Origin of the sequence: Pantoea sp. Tr-811 (assembly GCF_011752535.1) — a bacterium.
Taxonomy (GTDB): Bacteria; Pseudomonadota; Gammaproteobacteria; order Pseudomonadales; family Pseudomonadaceae; genus Aquipseudomonas.
Genome location: NZ_VWXJ01000017.1, coordinates 103,653 through 119,152 on the forward strand (window position 1 = coordinate 103,653; position 15,500 = coordinate 119,152).

14 protein-coding genes are annotated in these 15,500 nt (G+C 64.1%); 10 read left to right on the forward strand and 4 right to left on the reverse strand.

What is annotated here, in order from left to right; genetic code table 11:
* Nucleotides 1–9: 9 nt before the first annotated feature.
* Entirely contained in the window at nucleotides 10–1,014 is a 1,005-nt protein-coding gene (moaA, locus tag F3J44_RS22790; RefSeq protein ID WP_167059434.1) for a GTP 3',8-cyclase MoaA, read from the reverse strand.
* Nucleotides 1,015–1,310: 296 nt separating this feature from the next.
* Here moaA and F3J44_RS22795 point away from each other — a divergent pair, with 296 nt between their 5' ends.
* Nucleotides 1,311–3,641, forward strand: coding sequence for an FdhF/YdeP family oxidoreductase (locus F3J44_RS22795; protein WP_167059437.1), 2,331 nt, complete (start codon nucleotides 1,311–1,313; stop codon nucleotides 3,639–3,641).
* A 103-nt stretch (nucleotides 3,642–3,744) separates the two neighbouring features.
* On the opposite strand, the gene F3J44_RS22800 is transcribed toward F3J44_RS22795, so the two are convergent.
* On the reverse strand, nucleotides 3,745–4,206 hold the full coding sequence (locus tag F3J44_RS22800; RefSeq protein WP_167276295.1) for an Lrp/AsnC family transcriptional regulator: 462 nt from the start codon (nucleotides 4,204–4,206) through the stop codon (nucleotides 3,745–3,747).
* Between the two features lie 136 nt (nucleotides 4,207–4,342).
* Between F3J44_RS22800 and F3J44_RS22805 the strand changes: the two genes are divergently transcribed.
* On the forward strand, nucleotides 4,343–5,515 hold the full coding sequence (locus F3J44_RS22805; RefSeq protein WP_205300070.1) for a PLP-dependent aspartate aminotransferase family protein: 1,173 nt from the start codon (nucleotides 4,343–4,345) through the stop codon (nucleotides 5,513–5,515).
* A 107-nt stretch (nucleotides 5,516–5,622) separates the two neighbouring features.
* Here the strand turns inward: F3J44_RS22805 and F3J44_RS22810 are convergent, their stop codons facing one another.
* The gene (locus F3J44_RS22810) at nucleotides 5,623–5,859 is read right to left on the reverse strand and encodes a YdcH family protein (protein ID WP_027918648.1); all 237 of its coding nucleotides are present in this window, start codon (nucleotides 5,857–5,859) and stop codon (nucleotides 5,623–5,625) included.
* 244 nt (nucleotides 5,860–6,103) lie between these two features.
* On the opposite strand from F3J44_RS22810, the gene F3J44_RS22815 reads away from it, so the two are divergent.
* The 4 genes from F3J44_RS22815 (at nucleotide 6,104) to F3J44_RS22830 (ending at nucleotide 10,188) form a co-directional block, all read left to right on the forward strand.
* Complete coding sequence (locus tag F3J44_RS22815) at nucleotides 6,104–7,741, forward strand: phosphoethanolamine transferase (protein WP_167276298.1); 1,638 nt, start codon at nucleotides 6,104–6,106, stop codon at nucleotides 7,739–7,741.
* A gap of 88 nt (nucleotides 7,742–7,829) precedes the next feature.
* The gene (gene rnd / locus F3J44_RS22820) at nucleotides 7,830–8,963 is read left to right on the forward strand and encodes a ribonuclease D (protein ID WP_167059447.1); all 1,134 of its coding nucleotides are present in this window, start codon (nucleotides 7,830–7,832) and stop codon (nucleotides 8,961–8,963) included.
* A complete protein-coding gene (locus F3J44_RS22825; RefSeq protein WP_167276300.1) occupies nucleotides 8,960–9,253 on the forward strand; it encodes a YcgL domain-containing protein in 294 nt (97 codons plus the stop codon). The genes rnd and F3J44_RS22825 overlap by 4 nt, the downstream gene beginning before the upstream one ends.
* 2 nt (nucleotides 9,254–9,255) lie before the next feature.
* Nucleotides 9,256–10,188, forward strand: coding sequence for a D-2-hydroxyacid dehydrogenase (locus tag F3J44_RS22830; RefSeq protein WP_167276302.1), 933 nt, complete (start codon nucleotides 9,256–9,258; stop codon nucleotides 10,186–10,188).
* A gap of 112 nt (nucleotides 10,189–10,300) precedes the next feature.
* Here F3J44_RS22830 and F3J44_RS22835 read toward each other — a convergent pair whose 3' ends face one another.
* Entirely contained in the window at nucleotides 10,301–10,894 is a 594-nt protein-coding gene (locus tag F3J44_RS22835; protein WP_167059456.1) for a nitroreductase family protein, read from the reverse strand.
* A 146-nt stretch (nucleotides 10,895–11,040) separates the two neighbouring features.
* On the opposite strand from F3J44_RS22835, the gene F3J44_RS22840 reads away from it, so the two are divergent.
* From F3J44_RS22840 to F3J44_RS22855, 4 genes are all read left to right on the forward strand, one after another.
* Nucleotides 11,041–11,490 (forward strand): YcgN family cysteine cluster protein, encoded by a 450-nt coding sequence (locus F3J44_RS22840; RefSeq protein ID WP_167276304.1) that lies wholly within the window; start codon nucleotides 11,041–11,043, stop codon nucleotides 11,488–11,490.
* Nucleotides 11,491–11,533: 43 nt separating this feature from the next.
* Nucleotides 11,534–12,742 (forward strand): hypothetical protein, encoded by a 1,209-nt coding sequence (locus F3J44_RS22845; protein ID WP_167276305.1) that lies wholly within the window; start codon nucleotides 11,534–11,536, stop codon nucleotides 12,740–12,742.
* Nucleotides 12,743–12,993: 251 nt separating this feature from the next.
* On the forward strand, nucleotides 12,994–14,391 hold the full coding sequence (gabP, locus tag F3J44_RS22850) for a GABA permease (protein ID WP_167276307.1): 1,398 nt from the start codon (nucleotides 12,994–12,996) through the stop codon (nucleotides 14,389–14,391).
* A gap of 365 nt (nucleotides 14,392–14,756) precedes the next feature.
* Nucleotides 14,757–15,473, forward strand: a complete 717-nt coding sequence (locus F3J44_RS22855; RefSeq protein ID WP_167276309.1) for a GntR family transcriptional regulator — start codon at nucleotides 14,757–14,759, stop codon at nucleotides 15,471–15,473.
* Nucleotides 15,474–15,500: the final 27 nt, after the last annotated feature.

Below are 15,500 nucleotides of genomic sequence, written 5' to 3' on the forward strand. Positions count from 1 at the left end.
GACGGCCGATCAGCCGCCGGTCATGTTCATGAAACGCAGGATCTGCACCTCGCCGCCCACTTCGAAGTGGTGGCGGTAGGGTTTCAGGGGCAGGGCATCGCGGATGGCTTTTTCCAGGCGCTCGGCATTGCCTGGGTGGGCGCGCAGCACCTGCTTGAGGTCCACCGAGTGCTCGTTGCCCAGGCACAGCAGCAGGCGCCCTTCGACGGTAAGGCGCACGCGGTTGCAGGTGGCGCAGAAGTTGTGGCTGTGGGGCGAGATGAAGCCAACCCGGGTGTGTGCAGCTTCGGCCAGGCGCCAGTAGCGCGCCGGGCCCCGGGACGATTCGGCCGACTCGACCAGGGTGAAGTGCTCGGCCAGGCGTTCGCGCACCTCGTCACTGGAACAGAACGATTCGCCACGCTGGTGCTCGCTGATTACCCCCAGCGGCATTTCCTCGATGAAGGTGATGTCCAGCTCGCGGTCGATGGCGAAACGCACCAGGTCGACCAGTTCATGGTCGTTGCGGCCCTTGAGCACCACGCAGTTGAGTTTGGTGCGGGTAAACCCCGCCTGGCGCGCGGCGTCGATGCCGGCGATCACCTGGTGCAGGTCACCGGTACGGGTCAATTGCTTGAATAGCTGGGCGTCGAGGCTGTCGAGGCTGATGTTGAGGCGCGTGACCCCGGCGTCGAACAGCGGCTGGGCCAGGCGGCCGAGTTGCGAGCCGTTGCTGGTCATGCACAGTTCGCGCAGGCCGGGCAGGGCGGCGATGCGCCCGCAGAGGTCGACGATGCCCTGGCGTACCAGCGGCTCGCCGCCGGTGAGGCGGATCTTGCGGGTGCCCAGGGCGACGAAGCGCTCGGCCACCTGGAACAGTTCTTCAAGGCTGAGGATTTGCTGGCGCGGCAGGAATTGCATGTCTTCGGCCATGCAATAGACGCAACGGAAGTCGCAGCGGTCGGTGACCGACATCCGCAGGTAGTCGATTTTCCGGTTGAAGCCGTCGATCAGGGCCCGGCTGTTCTGGTTCACGTTGGCGCTCTAAGGGGGGCACAACTCCAAGCTATAACTTGGCTGCAGGGGCGTCAAATTGCTTTGCCCGACCGGTTGATCGATAGGCTCTATCGTAGGTTAGGGCTGGCGCCGCTTGGCGGCGCATCGCGAGCTGCGCTCGCTCCTACAGGGAATTGCGAGCCCTGTAGCTCGCGAATTTCCTGGCGAATTCCGATGATCGAAACGGCCTATCAAGGGGTAAGGCATTTCGATTGGACGGTCCTACCCTGGCTCCATACGCTGGAAAAAAGCACCCAAGCGTGAGGAATCGCCCCATGAGCCAGGACCAACACATCAGGGACTACAAAGGCCCCGCCGCCGGCTGGGGGGCGCTCAAGAGCGTGACCAAGAGCTGGTTGGGCAGCGACAACGCCTTCAAGAACCTGCGGGCCATGCTCAAGACCAACCAGAACGGCGGTTTCGACTGCCCCGGTTGCGCCTGGGGCGAATCGCCGGAAAGCGACATGGTGAAGTTCTGCGAGAACGGCGCCAAGGCAGTGAACTGGGAAGCCACCGGCCGCTCGGTAGACCCGGCATTCTTCGCCAAGTACAGCGTCAGCGCACTGAAGGACCAGACCGACTACTGGCTCGAATACCAGGGCCGCCTGACCCACCCGATGCGCTACGACGCCGCCACCGACCATTACGTGGAAACCACCTGGCAAGAGGCCTTCGAACTGGTGGCCAAGCACCTGCGCGCGCTCGAATCGCCCGATCAGGCCGAGTTCTACACCTCTGGCCGGGCCAGTAACGAGGCGGCGTTTCTCTACCAGCTGTTCGTGCGTGCCTACGGCACCAACAATTTCCCCGACTGCTCGAACATGTGCCACGAGGCCAGTGGCGCGGGCATGTCGGAAACCCTTGGGGTTGGCAAGGGCACCGTGGTGTTTCACGACCTGGAGCTGGCCGACGCGATCTTCGTGATCGGCCAGAACCCCGGCACCAACCACCCGCGCATGCTCGAACCGCTGCGCGAGGCGGTCAAGCGTGGGGCGCAGGTGGTGTGCTTCAACCCGCTCAAGGAGCGTGGCCTGGAGCGCTTCCAGCACCCGCAGCATCCGTTCGAAATGCTCAGCAACGGCTCCGAACCCACCACCAACGCCTATTTCCGCCCGGCCCTGGGCGGGGACATGGCGGCCATGCGCGGCATCGCCAAGTTCCTGCTGCAATGGGAGCGCGAAGCCCAGGCCAAGGGTGAGCCGGCGGTGTTCGACCATGCCTTCATCGCCGAGCACACCAGTGGCGTCGATGACTACCTGAAGGCCGTGGACGCCACCTCCTGGGAGCACATCGTCAAGCAATCGGGCCTGACCCTGGCCGAGATCGAGCTGGCCGCGCGCATGTACCGCAAGGCCGAGCGGGTAATCATGTGCTGGGCCATGGGCGTTACCCAGCACCGCCATTCGGTGCCGACCGTGCAGGAGATCGTCAACCTGCAGCTGCTGCGTGGCAACGTTGGCAAGCCGGGTGCCGGCCTGTCGCCGGTGCGCGGCCACAGCAACGTGCAGGGCGACCGCACCATGGGCATCGACGAGAAGCCCAAGGCGGCGCTGCTCGATGCCATCGAGAAACGCTTCCAGTTCCGTGTGCCGCGTGCCCATGGGCACAACGCGGTGCTGGCGATCAAGGCCATGGAGGAAGGCCGGGCCAAGGTGTTCATCGGCCTTGGCGGCAACTTCGCCCAGGCCACCCCCGACACCCCGCGTACCCATGCCGCCTTGCAGAACTGCGCGCTGACCGTGCAGATTTCCACCAAACTCAACCGTTCGCACCTGGTGACAGGCCGCGATGCGTTGATTCTGCCGTGCCTGGGCCGTACCGAGATCGACCTGCAGGAAGAAGGGCCGCAAGGGGTGACCGTGGAGGACACCTTCAGCATGGTGCACATCTCCAACGGCCAGCTGCGCCCGCGTTCGCCGCACATGCGCTCGGAGCCGTGGATCATCGCCGGCATGGCCAAGGCCACCTTGGGCAACCAGCCGATCGACTGGGAGTATGCGGTTGCCGACTATAACCGGATTCGCAGCATGATCGCTGACGTTATCCCCGGTTTCGCCAATTTCAATGAACGCCTGCAGCACCCGGGTGGCTTCCACCTGGGCAACAACGCCGCCGAGCGCAATTTCCGCACGGCCACCGGCAAGGCGCGTTTCATGCCCCATGCGCTGCCCGAGGAGCTGGTCAACGCCAAGGTGCTGGCGCGCGGTGACAAGCCGGACCTGATCCTGCAGACCATGCGCTCCCACGACCAGTACAACACCACCTTGTACGGGCTGGACGACCGTTATCGCGGGGTGTTCGGCCTGCGTGAAGTGGTGTTCGTCAGCGAGGCCGACATTCGCCGGCTCGGCTTCGAGCCGGGCGAGCATGTGGACTTGGTGTCGTTGTGGGAAGACGGTGTGGAACGCCGGGTGTCAGGGTTCCGCCTGGTGCCCTACGACATTCCGGATGGGCAGGCAGCGGCGTACTACCCGGAAACCAACCCACTGGTGCCGCTGGAAAGTTATGGCGAAGGCACCTACACGCCGACCTCGAAGTTCGTGGCCATCAGGTTGGAGAAGGCCAAGGCTGGGAACCGGATTGCGGCGGTGCTGGCTTCCGATTGATGGATTGCCTGTGCCGGCCTATTCGCGAGCTTTGCTCGCTCCTACCAGAGAAATGCGGCCCCTGTAGGAGCGAGCAAAGCTCGCGAAGAGGCCCCACACCGTATCAGGACCGACGCACCGGCAAGGCCGTAGTGTACTTCATCTGTTCCATGGCAAAACTGGACGTAATGTTCGACAACCCCTCGGTAGAGGTAATCAGCTTCTTGTAGAAGCGGTCGTACGCCGCGATATCACCCACCACCACCCGCAACATGTAGTCCCAGTCCCCGGACATGCGGTAGAACTCCATCACCTCCTCGAACCCTTTGACCGTCTGTGCGAATTGCTCAAGCCAGGCGCTGTCGTGGCGCTGGGTCTTGAGCTGGACGAACACGGTCAGCCCCAGCCCCAGGCGCTCGGGGTCCAGCAGTGCGACGCGGCCTATGATGTAGCCTTCCTCTTCCAGGCGCTTGACCCGTTTCCAGCAGGGTGTGGTCGACAGGTTCACCGCTTCGGCAAGGTCCTTGAGGGACATGGCCGCGTCACGCTGCAGCAGGCTGAGAATATGCTGGTCGAAACTGTCCATGGGGCGGGTAACCTGCGAGAAAAATTTTCCCCAGATTACCCCACGGCCAGGAAAATTTCCCGCAGGGTGCCGGCATTGCTGCCGCGCCCGGTTGTTGCCATAGTGGCAGGCTTGAATCCTGCCAATAGGCCCGACCATGTCCGACAAGCCGCGTAGTTTCGCCACCCGTACCATTCACGCCGGCGATCAGTTCAGCGTCGCCGACAACGCCATTTTTCCGCCCATCTACACCGCCAGTTCCTACGTCAAGCGCAGCCTCGACGACCACCCCGACTACGCCTACAGCCGTGTCGGCAACCCGACCCGGCACGCCTACGAAAGCTGCGTGGCGGCGCTGGAGGAGGGCGTGGGTGCAGTGGCATGTGCTTCGGGGGTGAACGCCACCGCCACGGTGCTCGAATTGCTGCCCAAGGATGCCCATGTGGTGGTGATGAACGGCGTCTACGGCGGCACCTTCCGCATCCTGGAAGACTTCCGTGGGCACACCTCGGGCCTGGCCACCACCTATGTCGACCTCAACGACATCGCCGCGGTGGCGGCGGCCATCAGGCCGGAAACCCAGCTGATCTGGATCGAATCGCCGACCAACCCGCTGCTGCACCTGGTGGATATCAAGGCGGTGTGCGACCTGGCCCGTGCCCGCGGCATCCTCACCTGTATCGACAACACCTTCTGCTCGCCGTGGAACCAGCGCCCGATCACCCTCGGCGTGGACCTGGTGATGCACTCGGCAAGCAAGTACATCGGCGGCCACTCCGACCTCACCGGCGGGGTGGTGGTAGCGGCCAGCGAGGCCCTGCACAAGCGCCTGCGCCGCATCAGCATGGCGGTGGGCGCCATTCAGGGGCCGTTCGACTGCTACCTGGCCCTGCGCGGGCTGAAGACCCTGGACGTGCGCATGGAGCGCCAGTGCGCCAACGCACTGCAGGTGGCGCGTTTTCTCGAAGGCCACCCGCAGGTCGAGCAGGTGTTCTACCCGGGGCTGGAAAGCCACCCGCAGCATGCGCTGTGCAAGCGGCAGATGCGCAGTGGCGGCGCGGTGGTGGCGATGAAGATCAAGGGCGGTGACCGCGCGGCGCTGAACCGGCTGGTGGAAGCGCTGCAGATCTTTGTGCTGGCCGACTCGCTGGGCGGGGTGGAGAGCATGATCAACCACTCCTGGAGCATGTCGCACAATTCCTTGAGCCCGGCGCAGAAAGGCGAGATGGGAATCAGCGAGAACCTGTTGCGGTTGTCGGTGGGGATCGAGGATTACCGTGACCTGATCGAGGACCTGGACGGGGCGCTCAAGGCTTCGGCGGCGGTGTAGCGGCTACCGGCCTCATCGCGAGCTTTGCTCGCTCCTACCAGGGATCGCCATCCCCCGTAGGAGCGAGCAAAGCTCGCGATGAGGCCAGTCCATTCGATAGCGATCTATCAGGCTTTAGGCGGATGAATAATCCGCTCGATCTTGTCCTTGAGCAGCAACCTTTCCTTGCGCAGGCGGTTCACCGCCTCGTCATTGGTGCCATTGGCCTCGGCGGCCAGCACCTCCTTGTCCTTGGTGTTGTATTCCTTGTGCAGCTTGTGCAGGTCCTGGTCCTTGTCAATGAGCGCCTGGAATGCGTCAGCGGTAATGTGCAGGTCAGCGAGCAGATCGTGCGGAACTGGCATTTCTTCACCTCTGTCAGGGTAGTCGGTTAGGTCCTGACCTTTGAGGATAGCCGCCTTTGCGCAGGTCGGCGCGGCTGAACGGCGGCTGAATGAAGTTTAATTAATTGTGAAAAATAGCCCGGCTCACGAATTTGTTGGCGTCTTTTTCACAAAAAATTCATGGTGGCCTTTCTAGAGTTCGGCCAACTTTCCCACGGTGTTTTCAACGCCGTGGGTTGATAATGACTCTTGATTGCGAACACCGATGCTCAACTTCAAATCCCTGCGGACTGAATGGGTCACGCTGCTGGCCAGCCTTTACCTGCTGCTTGGCTTCAACATGTTCCTCTGGGAGCACCTGCAAGAAGTGGTGCCGCCTGGCCTGACCGGCCTGTGGCTGAGCCTGGCGTTCGCTGCACTGATGTTGTTCGCCTTCAACCTGGTGCTCACCCTGGTTGCCTTCCGTTATGTACTCAAACCCATATTGATCGTGTTGTTCATGAGTGGCGCCGGCGCCGCTTACTTCATGAACCAATATGGTGTACTTATTGATGCCGGCATGTTCCGCAACATGGCCGAAACCAATGTTTCGGAAGTCCGCGACTTGATGTCGTTGAAGTTTGCCGCGTATATCCTGCTGCTCGGTGTCGTGCCCTCGGTATTGTTGTGGAAAGCGCCCATCGCCTACCGCGCCTGGCACCGCGAGCTGCTGGGCAAGCTGGTGGTCAGCGGCGCCTGCGTGGTGGCCCTGGGCTCGGTGGCGCTGGTCAACTACCAGGGCCTGTCCTCGCTGTTTCGCAACCACCACGAACTGCGCCTGATGCTCACCCCGAGCAATATCGTCGGTGCCTCCATCGGCTATATCAACGAACGTGTCGGCACCGCCGCCCGCCCGTTCCAGAGTTACGGCGAAGATGCCCGGCGCGATGTGGCCTGGCAGAAACACGAGCGCAAGTCGCTCACCGTGCTGGTAGTGGGTGAAAGTGCCCGGGCGGACCACTTCGGCGTGCTCGGCTACGACCGCGACACCACCCCAAACCTGGCCAGGCAACAAGGCTTGCTGAGTTTTTCCGACGTGCATTCTTGCGGTACTGAAACCGCTGTGTCGGTGCCTTGCATGTTCTCTGGCATGAAGCGCAAGGACTACGACGCCCGGGTGGCGAAGAACCGCGAAGGGCTGCTGGACATCCTCCAGCGGGCGGGCCTGCAGGTGCAGTGGCGGGACAACCAGGCCGGCTGCAAGGGCACCTGCGACCGTGTGCAGTTCGTCGACGTGAGCAACCTCAGGGACCCACAGCTGTGCGCCAGCGGCGAGTGCCACGATGAAATCCTGCTGCAGGGCCTGGCCGAACTGATCGACAACCTCGACCAGGACACCGTGCTGGTGCTGCACCAGATGGGCAGCCATGGCCCCGAATACTTCAAGCGCTACCCACGCGGCAGCGAGCGCTTCACCCCGGTGTGCCAGAGCAATGCGCTGAACCAGTGCACCGAGCAGGAGATCATCAACGGCTACGACAACACCCTGGCCTATACCGACAAGGTGCTGTCTTCGCTGATCGACACCCTGCGCAGCAAGCAGGACAAGGTCGACACGGCCATGGTCTACCTGTCCGACCACGGCGAGTCGCTGGGTGAGTACAACCTGTTCCTGCACGGCACCCCTTATGCCATCGCCCCCGAGCAGCAGAAGCACGTGCCGTTGCTGGCCTGGTTCTCCGACAACTACAAGGAGGACTTTGGCGTCGACACCGACTGCCTGGCCAAGCTCAGCGATGCACCGCTGTCGCAGGACAACCTGTTCCACTCGATGCTGGGCCTGTTGCAGGTGCACACCGAGGTTTACCAGCAATCGCTGGACCTGTTTGCCAGTTGCCGGCCCTGGCTGACCGCCAAGCGCTGAGCCGTTCATCCATTGCAGGGATGGCGCAGGTTTCACCAGCAGGGCCCGCGCCGTATATACTGCGCGCCAATGTTAGTGGGAGAGCCTCGTGGCCATCGAAATTCACTGGATCCGTGACGACCAGACCCTGGCCGATCACTGCCGTACGTGGCGCGAACTGCCCTTCGTAGCGCTCGACACCGAGTTCATGCGGGTCGATACCTTCTACCCCAAGGCCGGCCTGGTACAGGTCGGCGACGGCCAGCGGGCCTTTCTCATCGACCCGTTGCTGATCCGCAATTGGCAGCCGTTGGGCGAGCTGCTGGAGGACAGCGGCGTGGTCAAGGTGCTGCATGCCTGCAGCGAAGACCTCGAAGTGCTGCTGCGCCTGACCGGCAAGTTGCCGCAGCCGCTGTTCGACACGCAGTTGGCCGGCGGCTACCTGAACCTGGGCTTCTCCATGGGCTATTCGCGCCTGGTGCAGGAAGTGCTGGGCATCGAGCTGCCCAAGGGCGAAACCCGCTCCGACTGGCTGCAACGCCCGCTGTCGGACACCCAGGTGAGCTACGCCGCCGAGGATGCCGTGCACCTGGCCGAGCTGTTCACCGCCCTGCGCCCGCGGCTGTCGGACGACAAGTACGCCTGGGTGCTGGAAGACGGCGCCGAACTGGTGGCCGCGCTGCGCCGTGAAGTGGAACCCGAAACCCTGTACCGCGACGTCAAGCTGGCCTGGAAGCTCGGCCGCCAGCAGCTGGCGGTGCTGCGCGAACTGTGCGCCTGGCGCGAGCGTGAAGCGCGCAGCCGCGACGTGCCGCGCAACCGCATCCTCAAGGAACACTCGCTGTGGCCCATGGCCAAGGGCCAGCCGGATAACCTTTCGGCGCTGGCCAAGATCGAAGACATGCACCCGCGCACCATCCGCCAGGACGGCGCCTTCCTGCTTGAGCTGATCAAGCGTGCCGCCAGCCTGCCGCCGGAGCAATGGCCCGCGCCGCTGCCCGAGCCGCTGCCGATCGAGGCCGCCGGTATCCTCAAGCGCCTGCGTGCCATCGGCCAGGCCGAAGGCGAGCGCCTAGGCATAGCCCCTGAGCTGATGCTGCGCAAGAAAGCCCTGGAAGCCCTGCTCAAGAGCGGCTACCCCAACGGCCCCTATCAACTGCCCGATGCGCTGCGCGGCTGGCGCCGCGAGCGCATGGGCCAGGCCCTGCTCGATGACCTGGCAGGTGCCGGAGACAAACCATGAAACGCATTTGCTCGATCTACAAGAGCCCCCGCAAGAACGAAATGTACCTCTACGTGCTCAAGGCCGATGGCCTGGAGCGGGTGCCCGAAGGCCTGCTGCCGTTCTTCGGCAACCCCGTGCACGCCTTCGACCTGGTGCTCAGCCCCGAGCGCAAGCTGGCCCGCGAGGACATCAACAAGGTCCTGGAAAACCTCGACAACCAGGGTTACCACCTGCAGATGCCGCCGCCGGACGACGACTACATCGAGCACCTGCCCGAAGAGCTCCTGCGCCGTAACGACCCGGCCTGACCATGCGCGTACTGATCGCTGAGCATGACCACGCCCGCTACGCCGAGCTGCTGGGCGTAGCGGCGCCCGAGCTGTGCATCCTGACCAGCGGCGACTCGGCCGAACTGGCGCGCCTGGCCCCCCAGTGCGAGGTCTGGCTGGGCCAGCCCGACTTGCTGGCCAGCCTGTTGCGCCAGGGCCACAAGCCGCAGTGGATGCAGTCGACCTGGGCCGGGATCACGCCGTTGCTGGCCCAGGGCTTGCCGCGTGATTACCGCCTGACCCGTGCGGTGGGCATCTTCGGCCAGGTGATGGCCGAGTACATGCTCACCTACATGCTTGGCCACGAGCGCGAGGTGTTGTCGCGCCTGGTGAGCCAGGTGGAGCGGCGCTGGGACGAGCGGCCTGGGCGCAGCCTGGAAGGGCGCAAGGTGCTGATCGTCGGCACCGGCGATATCGGCCAGCGGGTCGCCGAATTCCTCGTGCCGTTCGGCGTGACCCTGTATGGCGTTGCCAGCAGTGCCCGCGAGCAGGCACCGTTCGTCGAGGTGGCGGGGCTGGCGGACTTGCCGCGGCTGGTTGGGCAGGTGGACTACGTGCTGAACCTGCTGCCCGATACCCCGGCTACCCACGACCTGTATGACGCGGCGCTGTTCCAGCGCTTCCGGCCCACGGCGTTGTTCATCAATGCCGGGCGCGGGGTGGCGGTGGTCGATGCCGACCTGGTCGAGGCGCTCAAGCAAGGGCACCTGGCGGGCGCGGTGATCGATGTGTGCCGGCAGGAGCCATTGCCCCAGCGGCATCCGTTCTGGACCGCCTGGGGGCTGCTGCTGACCGGGCACAGTTCGGCGCCGACCTCACCGGCGGCGATGGTGCGGTTGTTTGCTGAAAATGTGCGGGCGTATGGGGCGGGGCAGGGGTTGCGTGGGGAGGTCGATTTCGACCGGGGGTATTGATTGGTTTTACCTGGGCCGGCCTCTTCGCGGGGCAAGCCCGCTCCTACAGGTATCGCAACCCTTGTAGGAGCGGGCTTGCCCCGCGAAAGGGCCGGCCCCGGCAATACAACCCTTACAGGCTGAAATCCCCTTCAGCCGCCAACTCGCTCAGCGGCCGGCGCGGGCTTGGCACTTCACGCGCCTGCAGCGCCTCTTCCAGGCTGGCCTTGTCGCCCAGCTTGCCGATCGCCACCATGGCATGCAGCTCATAGCCTTCGGGAATCTTCAGTTCCTGGCGTGCCAGGGCTTGGTCGAAACCGGCCATGCCGTGGGTGTGCCAGCCACTGATGCTGGCTTGCAGCGCCAGGTGGCCCCAGGCGGAACCGGTGTCGAAGGTGTGCCACAGGGCTGGTTTTTCTTCCGTCGAGCCAGGCGCCGCGAAGGTGGTCTTGGAGATCACCAGCACCAGCGCCGACGCCTGCTGCGCCCAGCTGCGGTTGAACGGCACCAGCAGGCTCAGGTAACGCTCCCAGCTTGGCGTGTCGCGGCGTGCATAAAGGAAGCGCCAGGGCTGCGAGTTGTAGGCCGACGGTGCCCAACGGGCGGCTTCCAGGAAGCTCAGCAGGGTTTCCTCGCTGATGGGCTCGGCGGTGAAGGCGCGTGGCGACCAGCGGTTGATGAACTGCTCGTTGATGGCGTAGTCGGCAATGCGGGGGGTAGCACTCATGGTGGCTCCTGCAAGTGGGTGGCAAAGCGCCAACGCTACTGCGTTACCCCTGGCACTGACAAGCGGTCTAGCGTTGCTGCGGGCCAGGCTCTAGACTGGCGCCGCCGCGCGCCGCGGCGCCGAGATGACTGCAGGAACCCCGTGTGATGATCGCTGAAAACGCCCCGTTCTGGCGGCGCAAGACCCTCGAACAACTCAGCCCGCAAGAGTGGGAGTCGCTGTGTGACGGCTGTGGCCTGTGCTGCCTGCAGAAACTAGAGGATGAAGACGACAACAGCGTCTATTACACGCGCATCGCCTGCAAGCTGCTCGACCTTCACACCTGCCAGTGCAGCGACTACCTCAACCGCTTCGCCCAGGTGCCCGACTGCATCCAGCTCACCCCAGGCAAGGCCGACCAGTTCAAGTGGTTGCCAAGCACCTGCGGCTACCGCCTGGTCAGCGAGGGCAAGGACCTGCCGGCCTGGCATCACCTGGTGTGCGGTGACCGCAAGCAGGTGCATGAACAGCGTATTTCGCAATCGGGGCGTATGCTCAGTGAACATGATGTGGATGAAGACGACTGGGAAGACCACCTGATTTTCCGCGCCAGTTAACCGGGTGGGGCGCCGTCGCCCTTGAGTGACAAGGAGTTTCTGCATGCGTTGCCAGCTCGTATTGCTCCTTGGCCTGTTGGCCAGTTCCACGGCCTGGGCCAAGAAAGTCGACCTCGACTACCAGGTGCGCCTGTTGCCTGCCAGTGGCCAGGCCGAAGTGCGCCTGACCCTGGAGGACGGCGGTGCGGTGCGCAGCCTGGACTTCGACCTGGGCAAGGCCGGCGCCTACAGCGGCTTCCAGGCCGATGGCCAATGGCAGCAGCAGGGCGAGCGGGGCGTGTGGCGCCCGGCGGCGGGCAAGACCAGCCTCAGCTACCGGGTCAAGCTTGAGCAGAAGCAGCGCAATGGTGCCTTCACCTCGCGCATCACCCCGCACTGGGCGCTGTTCCTCGGCGACCAGCTGGTGCCGCCGGCCCGCCTCGACCAGCAGGACGGCACCGAGCTGGTGGCGCGCCTGACTGTCGACCTGCCCGAGGGCTGGAAAAGCATCGAGACTGCCTGGCCCCGCATCGGCAAGGACAAGTTTCGAATCGACAACGTATCGCGCCTGTTCGACCGCCCCACCGGCTGGATGCTGGCCGGCGACCTCGGCAGCCGCCGCGCGCGGCTGGGCGAAACCGACGTCACCGTGGCCGCGCCAGTGGGCCAGGGCATGCGCCGGATGGACAGCCTGACCCTGCTGACCTTCGTGTGGCCGCAGTTGCAGGCGGTGTTCCCGCGCAACCCGGCCAAGCTGCTGCTGGTGGGCGGGCGCGATGGGTTGTGGCGCGGGGCGATGGCGGCGAACGGTTCGATCTACCTGCACAGCAGCCGGCCGATGGTCAGCGAGAACGGCAGCAGCCCGCTGCTGCGTGAGCTGGTGCAGCTGTTTGCGCAGATTCGCGTGCGCGACAACAGCGACTGGCTGGGCCACAGCCTGACCGAGTATTACGCCAGCGAACTGCTGCGCCGCGCCGGGGGGATCAGCGATGACCGCTATGAGGTGTGGCAGGCGCGGCTGCAGAAGCATGGCGGCAAGGTCACCCAGTTGCGTGGCGAGCACGCCAGCCAGGCGCAGATTGCCCGTGGTGTGGTGTTGCTGCAGGCGCTGGACAAGGAAATCCGCATCCATACCCAGGCCAAGCGTTCGCTGGACGACGTAACCCGAGCGCTGATGCGCCTGCCAAGCGTGAGCACCGAGGAGTTCGTGCAGATCAGTGAGAATGTGCTGGGGCGAAGGTCCGAGGTGTTGCAGAGCAAGGCCCTGCACTAGCCTGCACCGGCCTCATCGCGGGCAAGCCCGCTCCTACAGGTCACCGTCATCCCCTCTCGCCGGTCGCAAAGGCTCTGCAATAGGCCTTGTGCGCCCGCCAATGTCCGGTCTGGTCAACTCCCTGGCGGATACGGGCAACTGGGCCAAGCCTGCGCAGGATTAACCTGAACCCGCGCGAAGCTCATCCACGCTGGGTTTCGACCCAGGAGCTTCACGTCCCCCTCCACAAAAAAACAACAGCAGGGATCAGGATGACAACGACAAGCGCGAGTGGCGCCGGCAATCAGCTGGCGCAAGGCTTCAAGCAACGCCATGTGACCATGCTTTCCATCGCCGGGGTAATCGGCGCCGGGCTGTTCATCGGCTCCGGCCATGCCATCGCCGCCGCCGGGCCATCGGCGATCGTCGCCTACGCCCTGGCCGGGGCGCTGGTGGTGCTGGTGATGCGCATGCTGGGCGAAATGGCGGTGGCCAGCCCCGACACCGGTTCCTTCTCCACCTACGCCGACCGCGCCATCGGGCGCTGGGCCGGGTTCACCATCGGCTGGCTGTACTGGTGGTTCTGGGTGCTGGTAATCCCCATCGAAGCCATCGCCGCTGGCGTGGTCCTCAACAACTGGTTCCCGCACATCGATGCCTGGTTCTTTGCCTTGAGCATGACCGTGCTGCTGACCGCCACCAACCTGTTCAGCGTGGCCAAGTACGGTGAGTTCGAGTTCTGGTTCGCCATGCTCAAGGTCATCGCCATCGTCGCCTTCATCGCCCTGGGCGCCGCGGCCCTGGCCGGTGTGCTGCCGGGCCGTGAAGTCAGCGGCTTGCCGCGCCTGTTGGGCGAGCAGGGCGGTTTCATGCCCAATGGCTGGACGGCGATCATCGGCGCCTTGCTCACCACCATGTTCAGCTACCTGGGTACTGAGGCGGTGACCATCGCGGCTTCCGAGTCCAAAGACCCGGCGCGCAACATCGCCAAGGCCACCCGCTCGGTGATCTGGCGCATCAGCGTGTTCTACCTGCTGTCGATCTTCGTGATCATCTCGGTGGTGCCGTGGAACGACCCGCTGCTGCCGGTCCAGGGTTCCTACCAGCGCGCGCTGGAAATAATGCACATCCCCTACGCCAAGCTGCTGGTGGACATGGTGGTGTTGGTGGCGGTAGCCAGTTGCCTGAACTCGTCGATCTACATCTCCTCGCGCATGCTCTATTCGCTGAGCAAGCGCGGTGATGCGCCGGGCTTCATCCAACGTACCTCCAAGGTGGGCGTGCCACGGGCGGCGGTGATCGGCAGTACGCTGATCGGCATGCTGGCCACCATCGTCAACTATTTCGCCCCGGCCGAGGTGTTCGCCTTCCTGCTGGCAAGTTCCGGCTCCATCGCGCTGTTGGTGTACCTGGCCATCGCCTTCTCGCAATTGCGCATGCGCGCCATCCTGCAGCAGCAGAACGTCGAAATCGCCTTCAAGATGTGGCTGTACCCGTGGCTGACCTATGCGGTGATTGGCTTCATCGTGTTCGCCCTGGGCACCATGTTCGTGATGCCGCAGCACCGGATGGAGGTGTCGTTGACCCTGGCATTGGCGCTGGTGATCCTGGTGTTGGGGGTAATTACCAGCAAGCGGCATGCGCGGCAGGAGGCGCTGGCGGCTGCCTGACTCGCCTTCGTTCTAGACCGAGCGCCGCCTGCGCGGCGCATCGCGAGCGTTGCTCGCTCCTACCAGGATGGTGCAAATCCCCTGTAGGAGCGAGCGCAGCTCGCGATGCGCCGCCCAGGCGGCGCTCGTTCGTGCAGGCGCTGAAAAGCCCAATCTGTCTTGTCTGGATAATTACCTGTCTGGTTTGGCAATGCAGCCCCCAAGGGTGTTTAATCTCACCCCTGAATCCCTCGAAAACCCTTTAAAACAAAGGCCCGGACAGATTTCACCGTTCATCGAAAATGCTGTAGACACATTGTCTAACAGTGCCCTATAGTCGTTATACAAATAGTAGACATAGCTCTATGACAACAAAGAAGGCCGCCATGAAAGCCACCGTTCAACCACTCGCAGCAGAAGTGCCGCAGGACCGCAAAGCCGTCCTTGCCGAGGCCCTGCGCCGCCGGATTCTCAGCATGGAGCTGGCCCCAGGCGCCGTGGTGGACGAACTGGCCCTGTGCGACGAATTTGGCCTGTCGCGCCCCCCGGTTCGCGAACTGCTGCGCCAGATCGCCGCCGAAGGCTACATCGAGCTTGAAGCCAACCGCGCCCCGCGCGTGGCCGCCATGAACCACGAGTCGCTGCACAGCTTCTTCGTCGCCGCGCCGTTGATCTACGTTGCCACCACCCAGCTGGCCGCAACCTATGCGTCGGCCGCGGAAATCGAAACCCTCCGCGGCATCCAGGCCCTGTTCCGCCAGGCCATCGAACAGCGTGATGTGGAAAACCGCGTGCTCTACAACGACGCCTTCCACCTGGAAATCGGCAAGATGGCGCACAACGACTACCTGATGCCGAGCCTGCGCCGCCTGCTGATCGACCATACCCGCCTGGGCAAGATTTTCTACCGCCACCCGACCACCGACGACATGCAGCGCGACCTCGAAATCGCCTGCGAGCAGCACGACCAGATGATCGATGCCATCGAGCGCCGCGACCCGCAGGTTGCCGGCCAGTTGGTGCGCGAGCACTTCGAGCTGTCGCGTCGGCGCATGGCCGAATACGCCGCCCCGCATGGGCTGGATGTGCCGATTCATATTTGAACCACCCAGGCCTGCGCCCAGGCGTCG

What these genes read in the sequence shown, in the direction of transcription:
- F3J44_RS22825 (WP_167276300.1), top strand. Translation starts at nt 8,960, where the DNA reads ATGAAACGCATTTGCTCGATCTACAAGAGCCCCCGCAAGAACGAAATG.
- F3J44_RS22810 (WP_027918648.1), bottom strand. Translation starts at nt 5,859, where the DNA reads ATGCCAGTTCCGCACGATCTGCTCGCTGACCTGCACATTACCGCTGAC.
- F3J44_RS22840 (WP_167276304.1), top strand. Translation starts at nt 11,041, where the DNA reads ATGATCGCTGAAAACGCCCCGTTCTGGCGGCGCAAGACCCTCGAACAA.
- F3J44_RS22800 (WP_167276295.1), bottom strand. Translation starts at nt 4,206, where the DNA reads ATGGACAGTTTCGACCAGCATATTCTCAGCCTGCTGCAGCGTGACGCG.
- gabP (WP_167276307.1), top strand. Translation starts at nt 12,994, where the DNA reads ATGACAACGACAAGCGCGAGTGGCGCCGGCAATCAGCTGGCGCAAGGC.
- F3J44_RS22855 (WP_167276309.1), top strand. Translation starts at nt 14,757, where the DNA reads ATGAAAGCCACCGTTCAACCACTCGCAGCAGAAGTGCCGCAGGACCGC.
- F3J44_RS22815 (WP_167276298.1), top strand. Translation starts at nt 6,104, where the DNA reads ATGCTCAACTTCAAATCCCTGCGGACTGAATGGGTCACGCTGCTGGCC.
- F3J44_RS22830 (WP_167276302.1), top strand. Translation starts at nt 9,256, where the DNA reads ATGCGCGTACTGATCGCTGAGCATGACCACGCCCGCTACGCCGAGCTG.
- F3J44_RS22845 (WP_167276305.1), top strand. Translation starts at nt 11,534, where the DNA reads ATGCGTTGCCAGCTCGTATTGCTCCTTGGCCTGTTGGCCAGTTCCACG.
- F3J44_RS22835 (WP_167059456.1), bottom strand. Translation starts at nt 10,894, where the DNA reads ATGAGTGCTACCCCCCGCATTGCCGACTACGCCATCAACGAGCAGTTC.
- F3J44_RS22805 (WP_205300070.1), top strand. Translation starts at nt 4,343, where the DNA reads ATGTCCGACAAGCCGCGTAGTTTCGCCACCCGTACCATTCACGCCGGC.
- F3J44_RS22795 (WP_167059437.1), top strand. Translation starts at nt 1,311, where the DNA reads ATGAGCCAGGACCAACACATCAGGGACTACAAAGGCCCCGCCGCCGGC.